Origin of the sequence: Nocardia sp. No.11 (genome assembly GCF_038752175.1) — a bacterium.
Classification (GTDB): Bacteria; Actinomycetota; Actinomycetes; order Mycobacteriales; family Mycobacteriaceae; genus Nocardia; species Nocardia canadensis.
In genome coordinates this window covers 1-19,754 of record NZ_JBCGFB010000004.1, presented here as the reverse complement: position 1 = coordinate 19,754, position 19,754 = coordinate 1, and the positions used below count along the sequence as shown (strand labels likewise).

19 protein-coding genes and 1 pseudogene are annotated in these 19,754 nt (G+C 68.3%); 9 read left to right on the top strand and 11 right to left on the bottom strand.

The window, feature by feature from the left end; translation table 11 throughout:
* Positions 1 to 2: 2 nt before the first annotated feature.
* Entirely contained in the window at positions 3 to 1,019 is a 1,017-nt protein-coding gene (locus tag V8688_RS02360; RefSeq protein ID WP_218722051.1) for an XdhC/CoxI family protein, read from the top strand.
* 2 nt (positions 1,020 to 1,021) lie between these two features.
* On the opposite strand, the gene V8688_RS02355 is transcribed toward V8688_RS02360, so the two are convergent.
* The 4 genes from V8688_RS02355 to V8688_RS02340 form a co-directional block, all read right to left on the bottom strand.
* Positions 1,022 to 2,086, bottom strand: coding sequence for an ABC transporter substrate-binding protein (locus tag V8688_RS02355; protein WP_316576242.1), 1,065 nt, complete (start codon positions 2,084 to 2,086; stop codon positions 1,022 to 1,024).
* A gap of 68 nt (positions 2,087 to 2,154) precedes the next feature.
* Positions 2,155 to 2,958, bottom strand: a complete 804-nt coding sequence (locus V8688_RS02350) for an ABC transporter permease subunit (protein ID WP_218722056.1) — start codon at positions 2,956 to 2,958, stop codon at positions 2,155 to 2,157.
* Positions 2,955 to 3,800: an ABC transporter permease subunit gene (locus tag V8688_RS02345; RefSeq protein ID WP_342800064.1), complete on the bottom strand. Its 846-nt coding sequence runs from the start codon at positions 3,798 to 3,800 to the stop codon at positions 2,955 to 2,957. The genes V8688_RS02350 and V8688_RS02345 overlap by 4 nt, the downstream gene beginning before the upstream one ends.
* A complete protein-coding gene (locus tag V8688_RS02340) occupies positions 3,797 to 4,591 on the bottom strand; it encodes an ABC transporter ATP-binding protein (protein ID WP_342800063.1) in 795 nt (264 codons plus the stop codon). The genes V8688_RS02345 and V8688_RS02340 overlap by 4 nt, the downstream gene beginning before the upstream one ends.
* Before the next feature lie 245 nt (positions 4,592 to 4,836).
* Here V8688_RS02340 and V8688_RS02335 point away from each other — a divergent pair, with 245 nt between their 5' ends.
* Positions 4,837 to 5,850: an alpha/beta hydrolase family protein gene (locus V8688_RS02335; RefSeq protein ID WP_218722059.1), complete on the top strand. Its 1,014-nt coding sequence runs from the start codon at positions 4,837 to 4,839 to the stop codon at positions 5,848 to 5,850.
* 57 nt (positions 5,851 to 5,907) lie between these two features.
* Here V8688_RS02335 and V8688_RS02330 read toward each other — a convergent pair whose 3' ends face one another.
* From V8688_RS02330 to V8688_RS02310, 5 genes are all read right to left on the bottom strand, one after another.
* Complete coding sequence (locus tag V8688_RS02330; protein ID WP_342800062.1) at positions 5,908 to 6,567, bottom strand: TetR/AcrR family transcriptional regulator; 660 nt, start codon at positions 6,565 to 6,567, stop codon at positions 5,908 to 5,910.
* Positions 6,568 to 6,678: 111 nt separating this feature from the next.
* Positions 6,679 to 7,035 (bottom strand): DUF3349 domain-containing protein, encoded by a 357-nt coding sequence (locus V8688_RS02325; RefSeq protein WP_255588740.1) that lies wholly within the window; start codon positions 7,033 to 7,035, stop codon positions 6,679 to 6,681.
* Positions 7,036 to 7,046: 11 nt separating this feature from the next.
* On the bottom strand, positions 7,047 to 7,328 hold the full coding sequence (locus tag V8688_RS02320) for a hypothetical protein (RefSeq protein WP_218722062.1): 282 nt from the start codon (positions 7,326 to 7,328) through the stop codon (positions 7,047 to 7,049).
* 12 nt (positions 7,329 to 7,340) lie between these two features.
* Positions 7,341 to 8,525, bottom strand: coding sequence for an inorganic phosphate transporter (locus tag V8688_RS02315; RefSeq protein WP_218722063.1), 1,185 nt, complete (start codon positions 8,523 to 8,525; stop codon positions 7,341 to 7,343).
* A 63-nt stretch (positions 8,526 to 8,588) separates the two neighbouring features.
* On the bottom strand, positions 8,589 to 10,109 hold the full coding sequence (locus tag V8688_RS02310; protein WP_342800061.1) for an ATP-dependent DNA ligase: 1,521 nt from the start codon (positions 10,107 to 10,109) through the stop codon (positions 8,589 to 8,591).
* A 94-nt stretch (positions 10,110 to 10,203) separates the two neighbouring features.
* Here V8688_RS02310 and ramB point away from each other — a divergent pair, with 94 nt between their 5' ends.
* On the top strand, positions 10,204 to 11,610 hold the full coding sequence (gene ramB / locus V8688_RS02305; RefSeq protein WP_218722065.1) for an acetate metabolism transcriptional regulator RamB: 1,407 nt from the start codon (positions 10,204 to 10,206) through the stop codon (positions 11,608 to 11,610).
* 9 nt (positions 11,611 to 11,619) lie between these two features.
* Here the strand turns inward: ramB and V8688_RS02300 are convergent, their stop codons facing one another.
* The gene (locus tag V8688_RS02300) at positions 11,620 to 13,449 is read right to left on the bottom strand and encodes an acyl-CoA dehydrogenase (RefSeq protein WP_342800060.1); all 1,830 of its coding nucleotides are present in this window, start codon (positions 13,447 to 13,449) and stop codon (positions 11,620 to 11,622) included.
* A 341-nt stretch (positions 13,450 to 13,790) separates the two neighbouring features.
* On the opposite strand from V8688_RS02300, the gene urtA reads away from it, so the two are divergent.
* The 6 genes from urtA (at position 13,791) to V8688_RS02270 (ending at position 19,436) form a co-directional block, all read left to right on the top strand.
* Entirely contained in the window at positions 13,791 to 15,041 is a 1,251-nt protein-coding gene (urtA, locus tag V8688_RS02295) for an urea ABC transporter substrate-binding protein (protein WP_218722067.1), read from the top strand.
* A gap of 160 nt (positions 15,042 to 15,201) precedes the next feature.
* On the top strand, positions 15,202 to 16,086 hold the full coding sequence (urtB, locus tag V8688_RS02290; RefSeq protein WP_218722068.1) for an urea ABC transporter permease subunit UrtB: 885 nt from the start codon (positions 15,202 to 15,204) through the stop codon (positions 16,084 to 16,086).
* Positions 16,083 to 17,219: an urea ABC transporter permease subunit UrtC gene (gene urtC / locus V8688_RS02285; RefSeq protein ID WP_316576247.1), complete on the top strand. Its 1,137-nt coding sequence runs from the start codon at positions 16,083 to 16,085 to the stop codon at positions 17,217 to 17,219. The genes urtB and urtC overlap by 4 nt, the downstream gene beginning before the upstream one ends.
* Positions 17,216 to 18,028, top strand: coding sequence for an urea ABC transporter ATP-binding protein UrtD (gene urtD / locus V8688_RS02280; RefSeq protein WP_218722070.1), 813 nt, complete (start codon positions 17,216 to 17,218; stop codon positions 18,026 to 18,028). Before urtC ends, urtD begins: the two co-directional genes overlap by 4 nt.
* Positions 18,021 to 18,713: an urea ABC transporter ATP-binding subunit UrtE gene (urtE, locus tag V8688_RS02275; RefSeq protein WP_189025293.1), complete on the top strand. Its 693-nt coding sequence runs from the start codon at positions 18,021 to 18,023 to the stop codon at positions 18,711 to 18,713. Before urtD ends, urtE begins: the two co-directional genes overlap by 8 nt.
* Positions 18,714 to 18,722: 9 nt before the next feature.
* Positions 18,723 to 19,436, top strand: a complete 714-nt coding sequence (locus V8688_RS02270) for a GntR family transcriptional regulator (RefSeq protein ID WP_218722071.1) — start codon at positions 18,723 to 18,725, stop codon at positions 19,434 to 19,436.
* A 4-nt stretch (positions 19,437 to 19,440) separates the two neighbouring features.
* Here V8688_RS02270 and V8688_RS02265 read toward each other — a convergent pair.
* A pseudogene (locus V8688_RS02265) lies at positions 19,441 to 19,754 on the bottom strand (NERD domain-containing protein); the annotation flags it as partial.

The following is a 19,754-nucleotide window of genomic DNA, read 5'->3' as shown; positions in this document are numbered from 1 at the left end:
ATATGCGCGATATCCTCGATGACCTTCTGCGAGTGTGGCATTCGGGCCGTACCGGCGGCCTCGCCACCGTGGTCCGTACCATCGGCACGAACGCGCTGCCGATCGGGTCGGGAATGCTCGTCACACCCAATGGCGGAGTCTTCGGATCCATTGCTTCCGGGCGCCTGGAGGAGACGGTCTACGAGGCGGCACTGGAAGCCGCGCAGACCGGGATCCGGCAACTCCGTCGCTACAGCCTGATCACCGGAATGGAATCGGGATCCGACGACGGCGAACTCGTCGACATCTTCATCGAGCCGTTCTCCTGCCGCGATTTCCCGGAATTCCCCGCTATCGCCGCCGATATCCAGGCCCATCGCCGGGTCACCGTGTTCACCGTGGTGTGGAACCAGGATCCCGACGTCATCGGCCAGCATCTGGTCACCGACCGCAAGCACGCCACCGAGCTCGTCGCGCTGCCCGAGTCCGACCTGTTCGTCGCCTCCTACTGCCCGCCGCCGCGCCTGATCATCTTCGGCGCCAACGCCTATGCCGCCACCCTGGCCGCGCAGGCCCGGATGATCGGCTACCGGGTCAGCATCTGCGATTCGCGTCCCGAGTTCGCCGACCCGGCCTCGTTCCCCGGGGCCGAGGTCGTCGTGGACTGGCCGCACCGCTACCTCAACACCCTCTCCGCCGCGGGCGAGATCGACAGCAGCACCGGCATCGTGGTGCTGGCCAACGAGCCGCGCTTCGAGATCCCACTGCTCACCGTCGCCTTACGACTACCCGAGCTGGGCTACCTCGCCGCGCTCGGCACCCCCGCCGACCAGGCCCGTCGCCTCGACGACCTGCGCGCGGGCGGCTTCGACGAGCCCACCCTGGCCCGCCTGCACGTGCCCGCCGGCCTCGAATCGGGCCCGCGCACCCCGGCCGAGACCGCCGTCTTCGTCACCGCCGACTTCCTCGCCTCCCGCGCGGGCCTGCGCCTGGCCGCCCGCCGCGACTTCGGATCGGCGACGGTCGGCCTGGCGATCTAGGACTACTTCAACCCGGGGTTCTCGGCGTAGACCTCGCGCAGGATCGACAGGTCGAACAGCTGCTCGGCCTTGATGTCGATCTTCGCGGTGCGCAGCGCGGCGATGTTCTGCTCGATCAGCGCGTCGGTCATCGACAGCAGGCCGTCGGTCTTGGTCGAGGCCGAGACGACCAAGTCGTTCTGCGCGATGGCCTCCTTGGTCTGCTCGCCGAGCTCGAGCTTCTGGTCCTTGCCGTAGACCTCGACGGCCAGCCGGGCCGACTCGGCGGGATCGGCGACGGCGTCCTTCCAGCCCTTGATCTCCGCGATCAGGAACGCCTTGAGCTTGTCGCGCTCGGAGTCGATCGTGTTCTGGGTGACCGTCAGCGTCTCCGCGACCAGCGGCAGGCCGAAATCGGCGAACAGGAAGTGGCTGTTGGCGAAGCCCTTGGCGGCCAGGGTGATCGGCTCGTTGGTCACGTAGCTGACCCAGCCGTCGACCTCGCCGTTGGCCAGCGGTGTCGGGTCGAACTGCGCGGGCACCACCGTCACCTCGCCCGGCTTGATCCCGTTGGCGGCCAGCAGGGCGCTGAAGATCAGCTGGTTGGTGTCCTGCACGCCGATCTTGCGGCCCTTCATGTCCGCGGGCGAGGTGATGGGTTTGCCCGCCGAGCTGACGATCGCGAACGGATTCTTCTGATAGGTCGCGCCGACGATCTTGGCGGGTAGTCCTTCCAGGATCGCGGGCGCGGTGGTCTGCGGCGCGGACAGCCCGATCCACACCTTCCCGGTATCGAGCCCGGCTTCCACCGAGGTACTCGCCGCACCACCCGCGATGAGGTCTACCGCACCGAATCCCGCATCCTTGAAATATCCCTTCGAATCGGCGAAATACTCGCCCGCGAATTCGATGTTCTTCAGCCACGACAACTGCACCGCGACCTTGCCGTATTTCGAACCGTCATCGGTCGAGCCGTTCGAGGAACTGCCCGAACTGCCACCGCACGCGGCGAGCAGACCCGCCCCACCGAGCGCGGCGCCGGTCAGCGCGGAATAGCGGAGAAAGGAACGACGGTCGATACTGTTCATGCGCCGAATGTAGTTTCGCCGCGTTTCGTACTCTTTGCGTCCGCGTTCCGCCGCTATTCCCTCCCGGATCAGGCCTTTCCGGCGCTCGGCCCGAATCGCGCGAGCACCAGATTCTCGATCACCCCGACGATCGCGTAGAGCAGGACCGACACCACGGTCACCACCACGATCGAGGCCCACAGCCGGTTGTACTGGAACATCGGAATGGCGCGCACCAGACTGGCGCCCAATCCCGTTCCGCTGCCGAGCCATTCACCCAGCAGCGCACCGATCAGCGCGCCCGGCACCGAGACCCGCGCCGCGGCGAACACCGAGGGCAGCGCGGCGGGCACCGCGACCATCCGCAGCCGGGTCCACCGCGTGCCGCCGTAGGCGGTCACCAATTCCATGGCCTGCCTGGGCGCTTCGCGCAGTCCGGTCATGATCATCACCAGGGCCGGGAAGAACACCACGATCGCGGTCAGCACCGCCACCCCCGCGGTGCCGCGACCGAACACCAGCACCACGATCGGGCTCAACGCCACCAGCGGCACCGACCGCAGCAGCATCGCCACCGGCATGAACGTCTGCTGCACCGCCGAGAACAGCACGAACAGCGCGGCCACCACCAGCGCGCCGAGCATCCCGACGGTGAAGCCGATCGTGGCGTCGCGCAGGGTGATCGCGAGGTCGTCGAGAATCGCCTGCCGGGCGGTCGCGGCGCCCGGCGCGGTCACCAGGTAGCGCCAGATGTCCGAGGGCGTCTTGCCGACCCTGGGCCCGATCTGCGGGAACGCCCGCAAGAACAGCGACCAGATGGCCAGCAGCAGGATCAGCGAGGTCGCCAGCGGCAGCAGGAACCGGCCGATCCGGCGCAGCACGGTGGTCGTCATCGCCGCTCCTCCGTCGTCGCCGTCCACGGGGTGATCAGTCGCGCTGCCACGGCCACCAGCAGGTAGCCCAGCCCGGCCAGCGCGGCGGCGGCCAGCGCCATCCCCCACGTGCGCGGCACGTTGTAGGCGGTCTGCGCGGCCGTCAGCGCGACCCCGATCCCGCTGTCGACCCCGCCCAGGTACTCGCCGATGATCGCGCCGAGCACCGCCGACGGCGCGGCGATCTTCAAGGCGGCGAACGTATTCGGCAGCGCCGCGATCGCCCGCACCCGGTACAGCTGCTGCCAGCGGCCGCCGCCGTAGGCGCGCACCAGGTCCAGGCTCGCCGGATCGGCCGAGCGCAGGCCGGTGACCGCGCCGACCATGGTGGTGAAGAAGCAGTACATGGCGGCCAGGAACACCGTCGGGGTGCGCCCGCCGAAGACCACCAGGATGATCGGGCCGAGGGCGACCAGCGGTGTGCAGTAACTCAGGATGGCCAGCTGGGTAGCCAGCGGCTCGATGCGCGGAATCAGCATGATCAGCGCGGCGAGCCCGATCGCGAGCGCGTTGCCCCACAGGAAGCCCTGGAGCGCGCCCGCCGCGGTCACCCGGAAATTCGGGCCGTACAGACCCCAACCGTCCGCCCACATGGTCGACAGCACCCGCCACGGCGTCGGCACCGTGCCACCGGCCACGCCCGCGGCCGCCAGCACCCACCACAGCGCGATCAGCGCGGCCACGCCCAGCGCACCCGCCAGCCGGTGGCCACCGATTCCCCGCCGCGCGCGGACCGCGCTCACCGGTGGCCGCGCGCCCGTCGCCTCGACCGGCGGCCCTGGCTCCGCCAGTGCCGCGCTCATGCCACACCACCGCGGCCGAACAGCAGCTCGGACAGGTAATCGCAGAGCTTGTGGAATTCCGGCGTCCGCATCATTTCGGGCGTGCGCGGGCGCGGCAGATCGATGTCGACGAGTTCCAGTACCCGGCCGGGGCGCGGGCTCATCACCGCGACCACATCGGAAAGGAATACCGCCTCGCCGATGCCGTGGGTGACCATCAGCGTCGTGGCGGGCTTCTCGGTCCAGATCCGCAGCAGCTCCAGGTTCAGCCGCTGCCGGGTCATATCGTCGAGAGCGCCGAACGGTTCGTCGAGCAACAGCACCGACGGCTGCACCACCAGTGCCCGCGCGATCGAAACCCGTTGGCGCATACCGCCGGACAGTTGTGCCGGCTTGGCCTTCTCGAAGCCCTCCAGGCCGACCAGCGCGATCAGTTCGGCGATCCGCTCCGGTTCGGCGGGTAACCCGGCGACCTGCAACGGCAGCCGGACGTTCGACTCCACGCTGCGCCAGGGCAGCAGCGCCGAATCCTGGAAGGCGATCCCGAGCTGATGACCGCCGCGCAAGCGCTCCGGCGTCAGCCCGTTGATGGTGGCGGTGCCCGCGGTGGGTTCGTCCAAACCGGCCAGAATTCGCAAAACGGTCGATTTACCGCAACCCGATGGGCCGAGCAGGGAGAGGAATGCGCCGTTCGACGTCCGCAGATCGACCGAGTCGAGCGCGCGCACGGTGTCGCGACCCACCCGGAACGACTTGCTCAACCCGCTGATCTCGATCCCGGCCGACGCGCCGCCGGGGATTTCCTTACCCATAGCCGTCACCATAAGAGCGGCTGGTTGCGGCGGTATTTCCGATTCGCGGGCAGTATTGCGCGGTCGTTAACCGTGCTCGAGGTCACTGCCAATTGTGAACCAGTAACGATTCTGTCCCGCCGGAGGACATAGAGTGTCGGAGGATCTGACAGCCCCGCAGCCGTCGAGCGCGCATCGTTCGGCCAAGGGGGGAAGCACTGCGATGACGGCGCCGACACGGCCCGTGGACTGGAACCGACTGTTCGATGAAGCTCTCTGCTGTACGTACCGTGGCCGCACTGCGCACCACCGCCGTGGCTCTGACCGCCGCGCTGTCGGTGGCCGTGATCGCAGGCGGCGCCGCATCGGCCGAACCCGAGAAGCCCTCGGCCGTGTCGTCGATCGTCAAGGACGGGCGCACCTGGCACCTGAAGGTGTACTCGGCGGCGATGAAGAAGGACATCACCGTCGACGTGCAGCGCCCGGTCGACGAGTCCAAGCCCGCCCCCAACCTCTACCTGCTCAACGGCCTCGACGCCGGTGAGGGCACCGCCAGCTGGGCCGCGCAGACCAACGCGCTCGGCTTCCTGGCCGACAAGCAGGTCAATGTCATCCAGCCGATCGGCGGCCGCGGCAGCTACTACGCCGACTGGCAGAAGGAAGACGCGCGCCTGGGCCTGAACAAGTGGAACACCTTCTTCACCCAGGAGCTGCCCCCGCTGCTCGACAGCACCCTCAACTCGACCGGCCTCAACTCGCTGGCCGGCCTGTCCACCTCCGGCACCTCGGTGCTGCAGCTGGCCGAGGCCAAGCCGGGCCTGTTCAAGTCCGTCGCCGCCTACTCCGGCTGCGCGCAGATCGCCGACCCCATGGGCAGGCAGTTCGTCAAGTTCTCCGTGGAGACCTGGGCGGGCGGTGACACCGAGAACATGTACGGCGCCGACAACGACCCGGCCTGGGTCGCCAACGACCCGGTCCTCAACGCCGAGAAGCTGCGCGGCACCAACCTCTACATCTCCAGCGGCAGCGGCCTGCCGGTGATGGAGGACGTGCGGTACTACACCGAGGGCAACGGCCCGATGGGCGTGGTCAACCTCGGCCTCGGCGTCGCGATCGAAGCCGCGACCAACGCGTGCACACAGAACCTGAAGACCAAGCTGGACTCGCTGAACATCCCGGCGACCTACATGTTCAACCCGGTCGGCACCCACTACTGGCCGTACTGGGAGCAGGCGCTGCACGAGTCGTGGCCGATGCTCGCCCAGGGCATGGGTATCTGATTCTCCGCACACCCGAAAAGGGAGGCATCCGATCGGACGCCTCCCTTTTTCGTGCGTTCAGGTCGGCAGCGCCGAGGTACGGACCGACAGCCCGGACCGGATGAAATAGGCGATCTCGTCGCAGATCTCGTCGACCGAGATCGCGTCACCGGGAACGGTCGCGTGCACCATCTCCTGGGCCAGGGAATTCACCGCGCCGATCAACGCCAGCGTGAACAGGTGCACGCTGCGCGATTCCGCTTCACCGCGCGCGGCGGCGCGCTGGGCTTCCCTGGTGAGCAGGCCGGAGACCGATCGCCGCTGCGCGCGTCGCCACTCCTCCACCGCCGGGCTCACACCGACCACCTCGACGTAGAACACCCTGGCCGCGCGGCGATCCCGGCAGGTCACGGCGAGAAAGGCGCGGAAGCTCTCCACCACCCGCACCACCAGCGGCTGCTCGCTGGTGCGGGCCAGCGCCTCGTCGACACGGTGCAGCGCGGCGGTGTTGAGCCGGTCGACCAGCGCGATCAGCAGCGCCTCGCGACTGCCGATGTCCTCGTAGAAACTGCGGGTCGACACATTCGCGGTCGCGCACAGACGTTCGATCGAGGTCGACGAATAACCCTGGGTGCCGAATAGTTCCAGTGCGGCATCGGTCAACCGGTTACGCCGCATGGCCACTCGCTGCTGGCGCGACAATCCACCGTAACTACGACCACTATCGGTTTCATCCACACGCCGAACCACCCGTGCATGCTAGCGCGCACCCGCCGGGCATCCGGGCGAATCGGAAATCGGTGCTGCCACGAATTCCCCTGGCCCAGCGTAATTGTCGCGCGGGTAACGTCAGTTCTGTTCGGGCGCCGGTTCACCTTCGTCGAGCGGCTCGGCCAATGGCCAGCCACCCGCGGCCAGATGCGAGGCCACCCGTGAGACGTCGTCGGGGGCCGGTTGCTGCTTGGCGAAATCGGCGATGGCCGCTTCGATCTCCGCCTCGCTGATCGATTCCCGGTTCGGGTTGGCTTCGATCAGTTTCTCCCCGATGACCACCACCTCGTAGTCGGTGAGGTGCCGGTGCAGGACCGCGAACAGCGCGACATAGTCCGATTGCGGGATGCCCTGTGGATACCCGGCGCGCAGCCAGCCGAGCACGCGGGAGAGCAGGTTGCCCCGAACGGCGGGAGTGGGAATCGGATCTGTCATCGCGTCCTCGCTCATGCTTGACCGAACAGATGGATGCCGAACTGATGGGCGATGAACGCCTTGGCGGTGAACAGGATTCCGGTGATCACCACCATGACGATGACGACCACACAGATCAGCGCACCGGCCAGCGCCGGGTAGTTCCGGCGGACGCGACCCTCGGCGTCGACCGTCTCCGCCTGGGCCCACCACCGCACCGCGAAGGCGAAGACCGCGGGCACCCCGGCGCCGAAGACCAGCGCGGCCAGCACCACTTCCCACAGTGAACTCAGATTCGTGATCACGGTATGCACGTTCGCTCCCTTCTACCCGGCGTGGTTCTGTTCGACCGACGACGGCGTCGCCGCGGGCGGCACACCCTCGGGCCACTCGTTCACATTGTGGGTGCCGACCGGGTCACGCCGCGACCGGAGGTAGATGCCGAGCGCGCCGGCGATCAGGATCGCGAACACCACCAGGACGCCGGCCAGGCCACCGATGAGGTGCGCGATGGCCCAGCAGATCGCGCCGACGATGCCTGCCATCGGCAGCGTCAGCAGCCAGGCCACGGCCATCCGGCCCATCACCCGCCACCGCACCTCGGCGCGCTTGCCGATGCCGGTGCCCAGGATCGCGCCGGTCGCGGTCTGGGTGGTCGACAGCGGCAGCCCGAAGTGCGCGGAGGTGAGGATGATCGCCGCCGAGGTGGACTCGGCGGACAGACCCTGCGGCGACTCGATCTCGACCAGACCCTTGCCCAGGGTCCGGATGATCCGCCAGCCGCCGAGATAGGTGCCCAGCGCGATGGCCACCGCACACGCCGCCATCACCCACAGCGGCATGTGGTCGTCCTTGTCGAGCGTGCCGTAGGCCACCAGCGCCAGGAAGATGATGCCCATCGTCTTCTGCGCGTCGTTGGTGCCGTGGGCCAGCGAGACCAGCGACGCGGACCCGATCTGGCCCCAGCGGAAGCCCTCGTTCGCCTTGTCCTCGTCGACGCCGTGCGTGATCCGGTACACCAGGAAGGTGGCGATGGCACCGACCATCGCGGCGATCACCGGGGCCAGGATCGCGGGCAGCACGATCTTGATCAGCACGCCCTCCGAGCCCGACGCCCAGATCACGCCGTTCCAGCCCAGCGCGGCGATCGTCGAGCCGATCAGGCCGCCGAACAGCGCGTGCGAGGAACTCGACGGCAGTCCGAGCAGCCAGGTCAGCAGGTTCCACAGGATGCCGCCGACCAGCCCGGCGAAGACGATGACGAGGAGGTCCTGACCGCCCACGTCGTTCAGTTGAACGATGCCCTTGGCCACAGTCGCCGCCACCGATACCGACAGAAAGGCGCCGATCAGATTCAGCACGCCGGAGAGCGCCACCGCCACGCGCGGCTTGAGCGCGCCGGTGGCGATCGAGGTCGCCATGGCGTTGGCCGTGTCGTGGAATCCGTTGGTGAAGTCGAATGCGAGAGCTGTGACGATGACGATCAACAGGACCATTAGTTCGGCGCTCACCCGAACAGTGTGTCGTATGCCGATACCGGATTGCCAAACTGTTGCAGGTAAGTCTCGAACAGGTCAGCTCGCGACGCTCAGCGCGCGCACCGCGTCGATGGTGTCGGCCTGCTCCGGCTCCTTGTCCGGCCGGTAGCGCAGCACCCTGGCGAAGCGCAGCGCGACACCGCCCGGATACCTGGTGCTGGTCTGGACGCCGTCGAGCGCGATCTCGACGACCAGCCGCGGGCGCAGGAACACGGCGTGACCGTCGGTGTGGGTCTGGTGACGCGGGAACTCCGCGGTCTGCCAGCGCAGCAGCTCGTCGGTGAGGCCCTTGAACGTCTTGCCGACCATCACCGGCTCGCCCGTCTCCGGGTCGCGCGCGGCCAGATGCAGGTTCGACAGGAATCCCGTGCGCCTGCCGTAGCCCCACTCCGCGCCGATCACCAGCAGGTCGAGGGTGTGCGCCGGTTTGATCTTCTGCCACGCCTTGCCGCGCCGGCCCGCCGCGTACGGCGCGTCCAGGGCCTTGACCATCACGCCCTCGTTGCCGACGGCCAGCGCGTCGTCGTAGTACTCGGCGGCGGCCTCGGCATCGGGGGCGATCACCGCCGGGATCATGTGCGCGCCCGCCACCCGGGCCAGCGCCGCGCGGCGGACCCGCAACGGTTCGTCGATCAGGTCGACGCCGTCCAGGTGCAGGCAGTCGAAGAAATACGGGTGCAGCAGCAGTTCCCTGGCGTCCTCACCGACGGTCGCGAACCGGCTCATCGTCTCCTGGAACGGGCGCGGCCTGCCCGCGTCGGTCAGCGCGAGGGTTTCCCCGTCCAGCACCACGCCGGCGCAGTCGAGACCGGCGACCAGCTCGACCAGCTCGGGCACGCTCGCGGTGATGTCGCGCAGCGTGCGGGTGAAGACCCACACGCGCTCGCCGTCGCGGTGCACCTGGATCCGGGCGCCGTCGAGCTTGTGTTCGACGCTCACCTGCGGGCCGAGTTCGGCCAGCGCCTCGTCCAGCGAGCCGCCCGGCGACGCGAGCATCGGCGCGACCGGCCTGCCGACCTCGAGCCGGAACGCGCTCAACGCGGCCGCGCCGCCGGTGAGCGCGGCGACGGCCGTCGCGGGCAGCTGACCGGAGAGCATGTGCGCGCGCCGCACGACCTCGACCGGGATACCGGTAGCCTGCGCCAGCGCCTCGACGACGACCGCGGTGAGCGCGCCCTGGCGCAGTTCTCCGGTGAGCAGCCGGATCAGGAAGGACTGTTCGTCCTCGGTCGCGGCGGTGAACAGCGCCGTCAGCAGTTCGCGTCTGCGCAGCGTCGACCCGGTGCCGCTGAGCCCGGTGAGCGCGGTGAAGACGCCGTCCACTTCGTGGACGGTCAGGCGCGGCTCGGCGCTCGGCGGGGTTTCCAGACCGGCGACGGTGCGCCACCCCGCGCCGATCCGGCCCTGCACCAGCTCACCGGACAACCAGGCGACAACGGTCCCGATCTCTTCCTGGCTCGCGGCGGCGAAGAGCTCGGCCAGCGCGGCGATCTTCGCCTTGCGCGACCGGGTCGCTCGCACGGCCGCCGAGGCCGCGACGACATCGCTGAACAGCACTCGACGACCGTAGCGCGACGGTGTGACACATCGCTCAGCCCACGCTGTTAAGAATCCATTGGCAAGGTTGCGAAACCGCCCATAAACTGGACATATGGCCAAGACCTATGTCGGTGCGCGGCTGCGCCAGCTGCGTACCGAGCGCGGTCTGAGCCAGGTCGCACTGGCCCAGAAGCTGGAGATCTCGGCCAGCTATCTCAACCAGATCGAGCACGACGTGCGGCCGTTGACGGTGCCCGTGCTCAAGCGGATCAACGAGGTCTTCGGCGTCGACCCGGCCTTCTTCTCCGCCCACGACGACACCCGGCTCATCGCCGAGTTGCAGGAAGTCGTGATGGACGCCGAACTCGGCATCGAGGCCGACACCCAAGAGATCGCCGACATGGTCTCGGCGCATCCGAGCATGGCGCGAGCCCTGGTCGCCATGCACAACCGATACCGCAACACCAGCGCGCAGCTGGCCGCCGCGACCGAGGACCGCTTCTCCGACGGTTCCGGCAGCGCCGCGATCAGCAAGCCGCACGAGGAAGTGCGCGACTACTTCTATCAGCGCCAGAACTACATCGACGAGCTCGACACCGCGGCCGAGGACCTCACCGCGCGCATCCGGTTCCACGGCGGTGAGGTGAGCACCGAGATCGTCCGGCTGCTGCGCTCGCACGGGGTGCGGATTGTCGAGCGGATCGACCTGGGCGAGGGCGTGCTGCACCATTTCGATCCCGAGACCAAGCAGCTCGAGATCTCCCCGCACCTGTCCGGCGGACAGCGCACCTTCAAGCTGGCCGCCGAACTGGCCTATCTCGAATGCGGGCCGCTGCTCGACAAGCTGGTCGAGGAGGGCAATTTCGCCTCCGAGGCGTCGCACAAGCTGGCCATGCTCGGCCTGGCGAACTACTTCGCGGCGGCGACGGTGTTGCCCTACACCCACTTCCACGAGGTGGCCGAGGACTTCCGCTACGACATCGAGCGGCTGTCGGCCTTCTTCTCCCAGAGTTACGAGACCATCTGTCACCGGCTCTCGACCCTGCAACGACCGAGCCTGCGCGGCGTACCGTTCTCCTTCGTCCGCGTCGACCGCGCGGGCAACATGTCGAAACGCCAGTCCGCCACCGGTTTCCACTTCTCCGCCAGTGGCGGCACCTGCCCGCTGTGGAACGTCTACGAGACCTTCGCCTACCCCGGCAAGATCATGACCCAGATCGCGCAGATGCCCGACGGCCGCAAATACCTCTGGGTCGCCCGCACCGTCGAACGCCGCGCCACCCGCTACGGCCAGCCCAGCAAGACCTTCGCCATCGGCCTGGGCTGCGAACTGCGCCACGCCGGCCGGGTGGTCTACGCCGACGGCATCGACCTCGGCGAAGCCACGGCCACCCCCATCGGCGCGGGCTGCCGGGTCTGCGTCCGCTCCAACTGCCCCCAACGCGCCTTCCCCCCGCTCGGCAAGGCCCTCGACATCAGCGAACACCGCAGCTCGGTCTCGCCCTACCTGATCAAGTAGGGCGAGTCCTCAGAAGGCGTCCTCCGGGATGGACATGATGTCGTTGTCGATGGCGGCGAGGATGTTCTTGGTGGCCGCGAGTTCGGGCAGGACGTTCTTGGCGAAGAAGCAGGCCGCGGCCACCTTGCCCTGGTAGAAGGGGCGGTCCTTGGGGGCGGCGTCGGCGGCCAGGGCCGCGGCGGCGATGTCGGCCTGGACCAGCAGACGCCAGGCGATGAGCAGGTCGCCGACCGCCATCAGGAAGCGCACCGAGCCGAGGCCGACCTTGTAGAGCTCGGTGGGGTCGGTCTGGCCCGCCATGGCGTAGCCGGTGAGGGTGGCGGCCATGGCGCCGACATCGGCCTGGGCGGTGCGCAGCAGCGCGCGTTCGGTGGCGAAGCGGCCGGTATCGCTGTCCAGGTAGGCGGTGATCTGCCCGTTGAGGTGCGCCAGCGCGACGCCGCGATCGCGAATGATCTTGCGGAAGAAGAAGTCCTGCGCCTGGATGGCGGTGGTGCCCTCGTAGAGCGAGTCGATCTTGGCGTCGCGGATGTACTGCTCGATCGGGTAGTCCTGCAGATAGCCGGAGCCGCCGAAGGTCTGCAGCGATTCGGTGAGCAACTGGTAGGCCCGCTCCGAGCCGACGCCCTTCACGATCGGCAGCAGCAGGTCGTCCACCCGGTGCGCCAGCTCCGCGTCGGCGCCGGAGACGAGCTGTGCCACGTTCTCGTTCTGATGCGCGGCGGTATACAGATACACCGCGCGCAGTCCCTCCGCGTAGGCCTTCTGCATGGCCAGCGACCGACGCACATCGGGGTGATGGGTGATGGTGACGCGCGGCGCCGCCTTGTCCGACATCTGCGTCAGATCCGCGCCCTGCACCCGCGTCTTGGCGTACTCCAGCGCGTTCAGATACCCCGTCGACAGCGTCCCGGACGACTTCACGCCCACCGTCATCCGCGCGTTCTCGATCACTTTGAACATCTGCGCGATGCCGTTGTGCACGTCGCCGACCAGCCAGCCCTTGGCTGGCACCGCGGTGCCGCCGAAGGTGACCTCACAGGTCGGCGAGGACTTGAGCCCCATCTTGTGCTCGACCCCGGTCACGTACACGCCGTTGCGATCGCCGAGCTCCAGCGTCTCGGGATCGAAGAGGAACTTCGGCACGTAGAACAGCGACAACCCCTTGGTGCCGGGACCGGCGCCCTCCGGCCGGGCGAGCACCAGGTGGAAGACGTTCTCCGCCACCTCGCCCACGTCACCACCGGAGATGAACCGCTTCACGCCCTCGATGTGCCAGGATCCGTCGGGCTGCGGCACGGCCTTGGTGCGGCCCGCGCCGACATCGGACCCCGCGTCGGGCTCGGTGAGCACCATGGTGCCCTGCCATCCGCGTTCGAATCCGCCACGCGCCCAGCGTTTCTGCTCGTCGGTACCGATCTCGTAGAGCACCGAGCCCATCAGCGGGCCCATGTTGAAGAAGCTGGCCGCCGGGTTGGCGCAGATGACGAGCTCGTTGATCGCCCACATCAGCACGTTCGGGGCGGCGGTGCCGTCCATGCCCTCCGGCATGCCGAGGCGGAACCAGCCCGCCTCGTGCACCGCGTCGACCGTCTTGCGTAACGGTTCGGGCACGGAGATGTCGAAGGTGTCGGGATGGAAGACCACGGGGTGCCGGTCGGCCTCGGCGAACGAGTCCGCGATCGGCCCCTCGGCCAGGCGCCTGACCTCGTCGAGGATCTGCCGCACCGTCTCGGAGTCCAGGTCGCCGTAGGCGCCGGTATCCAGGAGCTTGTCGAGGTTGAGCACCTCGAACAGATTGAACTCGATGTCACGCACGTTCGCCTTGTAGTGCCCCACTGGGCTCCTCCTCGACTGACCACACCCGGCCCGAGCGCCGCGTGTTCCGGCTGTTCGACGTCGTACGAATTCGAAGCGTGCCGCACCGTGGCGTCCCTACGCAACCGTAGGCGCGCAGCCCCCCGCACCAGGCGCCGAGCATTTGTTCACACGGATGAAACAGACGAAACGGACACGTGACCGAGAGATATTCCGGTGCAACAAGTTCCCTCTACTGTTCCGCTCACGAATACAGCCGCTGTATACAACTCGGTGTACATCCAGTCACCGGGGCAGACCGCGGCGGTGTTCGTTGCGGCGCGCATGGCGCCGCCGTAACACCTGATGAGGAGAACCGCCCCATGTCTGAATCCCGTTTGGTCAAGGCACTCACGGTGCCTGCCGCGGTGGCCATCGCAGGCCTGTTGCTCACCGGTTGCGGTGCCCGCGACGACGCGTCGTCCGGCACGACCGCAGCATCCTGCGTCGACACCACCAAGGACACCATCAAGGTGGGCTCGCTGCACTCGCTGTCGGGCACCATGGCCATTTCCGAAGTCACCGTGGCCAATTCGACCAAGCTGGCGATCGATCAGATCAACGCCGCGGGCGGTGTGCTGGGCAAGAAGATCGAGATCGTCCTCGAAGACGGCGCCTCCGACCCGAAGACCTTCGCCGAGAAGGCGGAGAAGCTGATCAGCTCCGACTGTGTCGCCGCGGTGTTCGGCGGCTGGACCTCCTCGAGCCGCAAGGCCATGAAGCCCAAGTTCGAGAGCCTGAACTCGCTGCTGTACTACCCCGTGCAGTACGAGGGCCTGGAAGACAGCAAGAACATCTTCTACACCGGCGCCACCACCAACCAGCAGATCATCCCCGCGCTGGACTACCTCAAGCAGAAGGGCATCAAGTCCCTCTACCTGGTCGGCTCGGACTACGTCTTCCCGCAGACCGCCAACCGCGAGATCAAGGCCTACGCCGCGGCCAACGGCATCGAGATCAAGGGCGAGGACTACACCCCGCTCGGCTCGACCGACTTCTCCACCATCGTCAACAAGGTCCGCAACGCCAAGGCGGGCGCGGTCTTCAACACCCTCAACGGCGACTCCAACGTCGCGTTCTTCCGCGAGTACACCAACGCGGGCCTGAAAGCCGCTGAGATGCCGGTGGTCTCGGTGTCGATCGCCGAGGAGGAGGTCGCCGGCATCGGCGCGCAGAACATCGCGGGCCAGCTGACCGCCTGGAACTACTACCAGACCGTCGACTCCCCGGTGAACAAGAAGTTCGTCGCCGACTACAAGGCCGCCTTCGGCGCCGACAAGCCCACCTCGGACCCGATGGAAGCCGCCTACGCCTCGGTCTTCCTGTGGAAGAACACCGTCGAGAAGGCCAAGTCCTTCGCCGTGGCCGACGTGCAGGCCGCCGCTGACGGCGTCAGCTTCGAAGCCCCCGAGGGCACCGTCACCATCGACGGCTCCAACCACCACATCACCAAGACCGCCCGCATCGGCGAGATCCGGCCGGACGGCCTGATCTACACGGTGTGGGACTCGGGCAAGGCGATCACCCCGGACCCGTACCTGAAGTCCTACGACTGGGCCAAGGGCTTGAAGTAGCTGTCGCGTGGCCGCGACGTGTTCGCGGCCCCCAAGGCTCACCACCGACCGGCCGATACCCGCGCCGAGGCGCAGCGTCTCGGCCGGTCGGCGGCGAGCCGGCCGCGAACGGGCCTCCTCGAGGTCGGCCGCTCGTGGTCACCGATCGCAGGGAACTCACATGGATGTACTCATCGGCCAACTCTTCACCGGGTTGAGCCTCGGTTCAATTCTTCTGCTCGCCGCCCTCGGCCTAGCGCTGACCTTCGGTCAGATGGGCGTCATCAACATGGCCCACGGCGAATTCATCATGGCCGGCTGCTACACCACCTACGTTGTGCAGCAAGTCTTCTCGTCGGCGGGCGTCTCACTGGTCGTCTCGTTGTTCATGGGCTTCCTGATCGGCGGCCTGCTCGGCGCCGCCCTGGAAATGGGCCTGATCCGCTACATGTACGACCGCCCGCTGGACACGCTGCTGGTCACCTTCGGTGTCGGCCTGGTGTTGCAGCAGGCCGCGCGTGACATCTTCGGCGCGCCCGCCAAGAACGTGCTGGTGCCCGAATGGCTCAGCGGCGGCATCACCATCGCGGGCGCGGTGGTGCCCAAGACCCGCATCTTCATCCTGGTGCTGGCGATCGTCGCGGTGACCGCGCTGGCCGCGGTCCTCAAGACCACCCCGATGGGCCGTCGTATCCGCGCCGTCGTGCAGAACCGCGGCCTGGCCGAAACCTCCGGCATCTCTTCGCGGTTCACCGATATCAGCACGTTCTTCATCGGTTCCGGCCTGGCCGGCGTGGCCGGTGTGGCCTTGACCCTGATCGGCTCGACCAGCCCCACCATCGGCCAGAGCTATCTGATCGACGCGTTCCTGGTGGTCGTGATCGGCGGCCTCGGCCAGATCAAGGGCACGGTCATCGCGGCGTTCGCGCTCGGCCTGCTCAACTCCTTCATCGAATACTCGACCACCGCGTCCATCGCGAAGGTCATCGTGTTCGTGCTGATCGTCATCTTCCTGCAGGTTCGCCCGCAGGGTCTGTTCACCGTGCGGACAAGGAGTCTGGCATGACCGCACTCACGGAACGTCTCCGCGCCTACCCCCGGCTGACCCCGCTCGCCGGGTTCGCGATCGCCGCCTTCCTCTTGTTCGCGGTGGCCCCGGCGGTGCTGAGCGACTTCCGCCTGAACCTGCTCGCCAAGTTCCTCTGCTTCGCCATCGTGGCGGCGGGGATCGGGCTGGCGTGGGGCCGCGGCGGCATGCTCACCCTGGGCCAGGGCGTGTTCTTCGGCATCGGCGCCTACATCATGGCCATGCACATGCAGCTCGCCGACGCCGCCCGCCTCGGCAACGACGTCCCGGAGTTCATGGAGATCTCCGGCATCAGCGAACTGCCCGGGTTCTGGCAGCCCTTCGCCTCGGCGCCGATGGCGATTCTCGCCATCCTGGTGCTGCCCGCGCTGGTGGCCGCCGTGCTCGGCTACGGCGTGTTCAAGCGCCGGGTGCGGGGCGCGTACTTCGCCATCCTGAGCCAGGCGCTGGCCGCGGCGCTGGCCATCCTGCTCACCGGGCAGCAGGCCATCGGCGGCTTCACCGGCCTGTCGGACTTCCGGTCCTTCTTCGGGTTCCGGCTCTCCGACCCGGCCAACCGCCAGATGCTGTTCTTCATCGCCGCGGGCACGCTGCTGCTGGTCGTCGCGCTGATCCGGCAGCTCAACCGCAGCCGCTACGGCGAACTGCTGGTCGCGGTGCGCGACGCGGAAGAGCGGGTGCGCTTCCTCGGCTACGACCCGGCCAATATCAAGATCGTCGCCTACGTGGTGGCGGCGTTCCTGGCCGGCATCGCCGGTGCGCTGTTCACCCCGATCGTCGGCATCATCTCCCCCGCCGACATCGGTGTCGTCCCGTCCATCGCGTTCCTCATCGGCGTCGCGATCGGCGGCCGCACCACCCTGCTCGGCCCGGTTCTCGGCGCGATCGGCGTCGCCTGGGCGCAGACCTCGCTGTCGGAGTCGTTCCCCTCGGGCTGGACCTACCTGCAGGGCGTGCTGTTCATCGTGGTCGTCGGCTTCATCCCCGCCGGGCTGGCCGGGCTGTGGCCGCTGTTCAAGGGCTGGTGGCACAGCCGCACCCCCGAACCGGCCCCGGCGACGCCCGCCGCACCCGCACCCGTCGTCACCGAGGAGAAGGTGGAAGCGCGATGACCACACACGAGCCCAAAGCGGGCGGCAACGCGGGCATGGACAGCGACTACCTCGAAATCCGCGGTCTCTCGGTGAGTTTCGACGGGTTCAAGGCGGTCACCGATGTCGACCTGACGGTGCTCCAGGGCGACCTGCGGTTCCTGATCGGCCCCAACGGCGCGGGCAAGACCACGCTCATCGACGCCATCACCGGCCTGGTGCCGGCCACCGGCTCGGCCCAGAAATCCGGCACCGAGCTGCTCGGCAAGAAGGTGCACCAGATCGCCCGCCTCGGCGTCGGCCGCACCTTCCAGACCGCGAGCGTGTTCGAGCAGCTCAGCGTGCTGCAGAACCTGGACATCGCGGCGGGGGCGGGCCGCTCGGCGCTGTCGCTGTTGCGGGCGCGCAAGTCGGTGCTGCCGAGCATCGAAGAGGCCTTGGAGACAACGGGTCTGACCGCGCTGCGGGACAAGCCCGCCGGGGTGCTGGCGCACGGACAGAAGCAGTGGCTCGAGATCGGCATGCTGCTGGTGCAGAACGCCTCGGTACTGCTGCTCGACGAACCGGTCGCGGGCATGAGCGCCGAGGAACGCGAGGAGACCGGAAACCTGTTGCGCCGCATCGGCGGTGACCGCGTGGTCGTCGTCGTCGAGCACGACATGGACTTCATGCGCTCCTTCGCCACCTCGGTCACCGTCCTCGCGGGCGGCAAGGTGCTCAGCGAGGGCAGCGTCGAAGAGGTGCAGGCCGATCCGAAGGTGCAGGAGGTCTACCTCGGCACCGCGGCACTGGCCGGGGACGCGACGAACAAGGAGTCCGCCGATGCTTGAACTACACGACATCCACTCCGGCTACGGGCGCACCGAGGTCATCCACGGTGTCAGCCTGACCGTGCCCGACGACAGCGTGGTCGCCATCATGGGCCACAACGGCGCGGGCAAGACCACGCTGCTGCGCACCGCGGTCGGCCTGCTGCCGACCAAGTCGGGCACGATCACCTTCGACGGCGACAAGATCACCAAGCTGTCCCCGTCGCAGCGGGTCAAGCGCGGTATCGCCTACGTGCCGCAGGGGCAGCAGAGTTTCCCCCAGCTGACCACCGCCGAGAACCTGCAGGTCGTGGCGGACGGGCGCAAGCGCGGCAAGGCGCTGATCGAGGAATCACTCGAGCTGTTCCCCGCGCTGCGTGAGCTGTTGACCCGCAAGGCCGGCCTGCTCTCGGGCGGTCAGCGGCAGCAGCTGGCCATCGCGCGCGCGCTGATCACCGAACCCAAGCTGCTCATCCTCGACGAGCCGACCGAGGGCATCCAGCCCTCGGTGGTGGCCGAGATCGAGCGCACCATCATCGATCTCACCCAGCGCGGCGGACTCAGCGTGCTGCTGGTGGAGCAGCACATCGGCTTCGCGCTGCAAGCCGCTCAGCACTACTACGTGCTGCACTCGGGGCATCTGGGGTCCTCGGGCGAGGGCGGTGCCGGTGCCGAATCCGCGGTCCGCGCGGCGATGGCGATCTGACCGAAGGCCATGAACCGCAGGGGGCGGGTGTCCCTGGCCGAGCGCGTCTACCTGGCGCTGCGTGACGACCTGGCCACCGGGACCCTCCCGCCGACCGAACGACTGCGCGCCGAACGGCTGGCCCAGCGCTACGGCGTCTCGCGCACTCCGGTGCGCGAGGCGCTGGCCCGGCTCCAGGCCGACGGCTTGGTCCAGCGCCACCCGGACGGGCTCTACCTCTATCGCCCGCGCCTGGCCGAGCTCGACGAGCTCTACGAACTACGAATAGTGCTGGAAGCCCGGGGTTTCCAGCGCATCGATGCCGCGGACTCGGTCCAGCCGCACAGCCCCGCCGCCCACGATCTGCCCGCCGTGCGCGCCGAACTGGAGCGCTGGCGCGAATACCGGGACACGCCACCGGAACCCGGGCCGGAGCTGGTGGCCGCCGACGAGCGGTTCCACACCGAGCTGCTGCGGGCGGCGGGCAATTCGGCCCTCGCCGAGGCGCTCACCGCGGTCTACGTGCGGGTGCGCCCGGTGCGCACCATGGACGTGCCGACCGCCGAGCGGGTCGCGGCGATGACAGCCGAGCACATCACCATCGCCGAGCAGGTGCTGGCCGGGGCGGGCGACCAGGCGCTGCACACCCTCACCGCGCATATCGATTCCTCCCGCGCGCACGTCCGGGTGCGGGCCGAGCAGGCGATCGCCTTCACCAAACTCGGCCGTGCCGTGCGAGATTGAGGGCTCAGCAGCCTTCCTGGAACGGCCAGCACTGGACCGGACGCTGACCGGCCGGGGTCGAGGCGGGCGCCCTGGTCGTGCTCTGCGAGATCTCGGAGCTGGGACGCGGGTGCGGCGAGTCCCGCAGCAGGGCCTGCCCGACCACCAGGAACACCACGAACACACCGAGCACGGCCGCGACGAACAGGATCAGCCCGACCAGCTTCCCGCGCTCGGACGGCTCGGCGGGCGGCGGCGCCTGGATCGGTTCGGTGAACTTGCGCGGCTGCGGCGGGCGCGGCGCCGGCGCGGGGCGGCTGCCCTCGAAGCCGTCGGCGG

Bases quoted from the DNA above. Each gene is read 5' to 3' on its own strand.
- V8688_RS02360 (WP_218722051.1), top strand. From the start codon at position 3: ATGCGCGATATCCTCGATGACCTTCTGCGAGTGTGGCATTCGGGCCGT.
- V8688_RS02355 (WP_316576242.1), bottom strand. From the start codon at position 2,086: ATGAACAGTATCGACCGTCGTTCCTTTCTCCGCTATTCCGCGCTGACC.
- V8688_RS02350 (WP_218722056.1), bottom strand. From the start codon at position 2,958: ATGACGACCACCGTGCTGCGCCGGATCGGCCGGTTCCTGCTGCCGCTG.
- V8688_RS02345 (WP_342800064.1), bottom strand. From the start codon at position 3,800: ATGAGCGCGGCACTGGCGGAGCCAGGGCCGCCGGTCGAGGCGACGGGC.
- V8688_RS02340 (WP_342800063.1), bottom strand. From the start codon at position 4,591: ATGGGTAAGGAAATCCCCGGCGGCGCGTCGGCCGGGATCGAGATCAGC.
- V8688_RS02335 (WP_218722059.1), top strand. From the start codon at position 4,837: ATGAAGCTCTCTGCTGTACGTACCGTGGCCGCACTGCGCACCACCGCC.
- V8688_RS02325 (WP_255588740.1), bottom strand. From the start codon at position 7,035: ATGACAGATCCGATTCCCACTCCCGCCGTTCGGGGCAACCTGCTCTCC.
- ramB (WP_218722065.1), top strand. From the start codon at position 10,204: ATGGCCAAGACCTATGTCGGTGCGCGGCTGCGCCAGCTGCGTACCGAG.
- urtA (WP_218722067.1), top strand. From the start codon at position 13,791: ATGTCTGAATCCCGTTTGGTCAAGGCACTCACGGTGCCTGCCGCGGTG.
- urtB (WP_218722068.1), top strand. From the start codon at position 15,202: ATGGATGTACTCATCGGCCAACTCTTCACCGGGTTGAGCCTCGGTTCA.
- urtC (WP_316576247.1), top strand. From the start codon at position 16,083: ATGACCGCACTCACGGAACGTCTCCGCGCCTACCCCCGGCTGACCCCG.
- urtD (WP_218722070.1), top strand. From the start codon at position 17,216: ATGACCACACACGAGCCCAAAGCGGGCGGCAACGCGGGCATGGACAGC.
- urtE (WP_189025293.1), top strand. From the start codon at position 18,021: ATGCTTGAACTACACGACATCCACTCCGGCTACGGGCGCACCGAGGTC.
- V8688_RS02270 (WP_218722071.1), top strand. From the start codon at position 18,723: ATGAACCGCAGGGGGCGGGTGTCCCTGGCCGAGCGCGTCTACCTGGCG.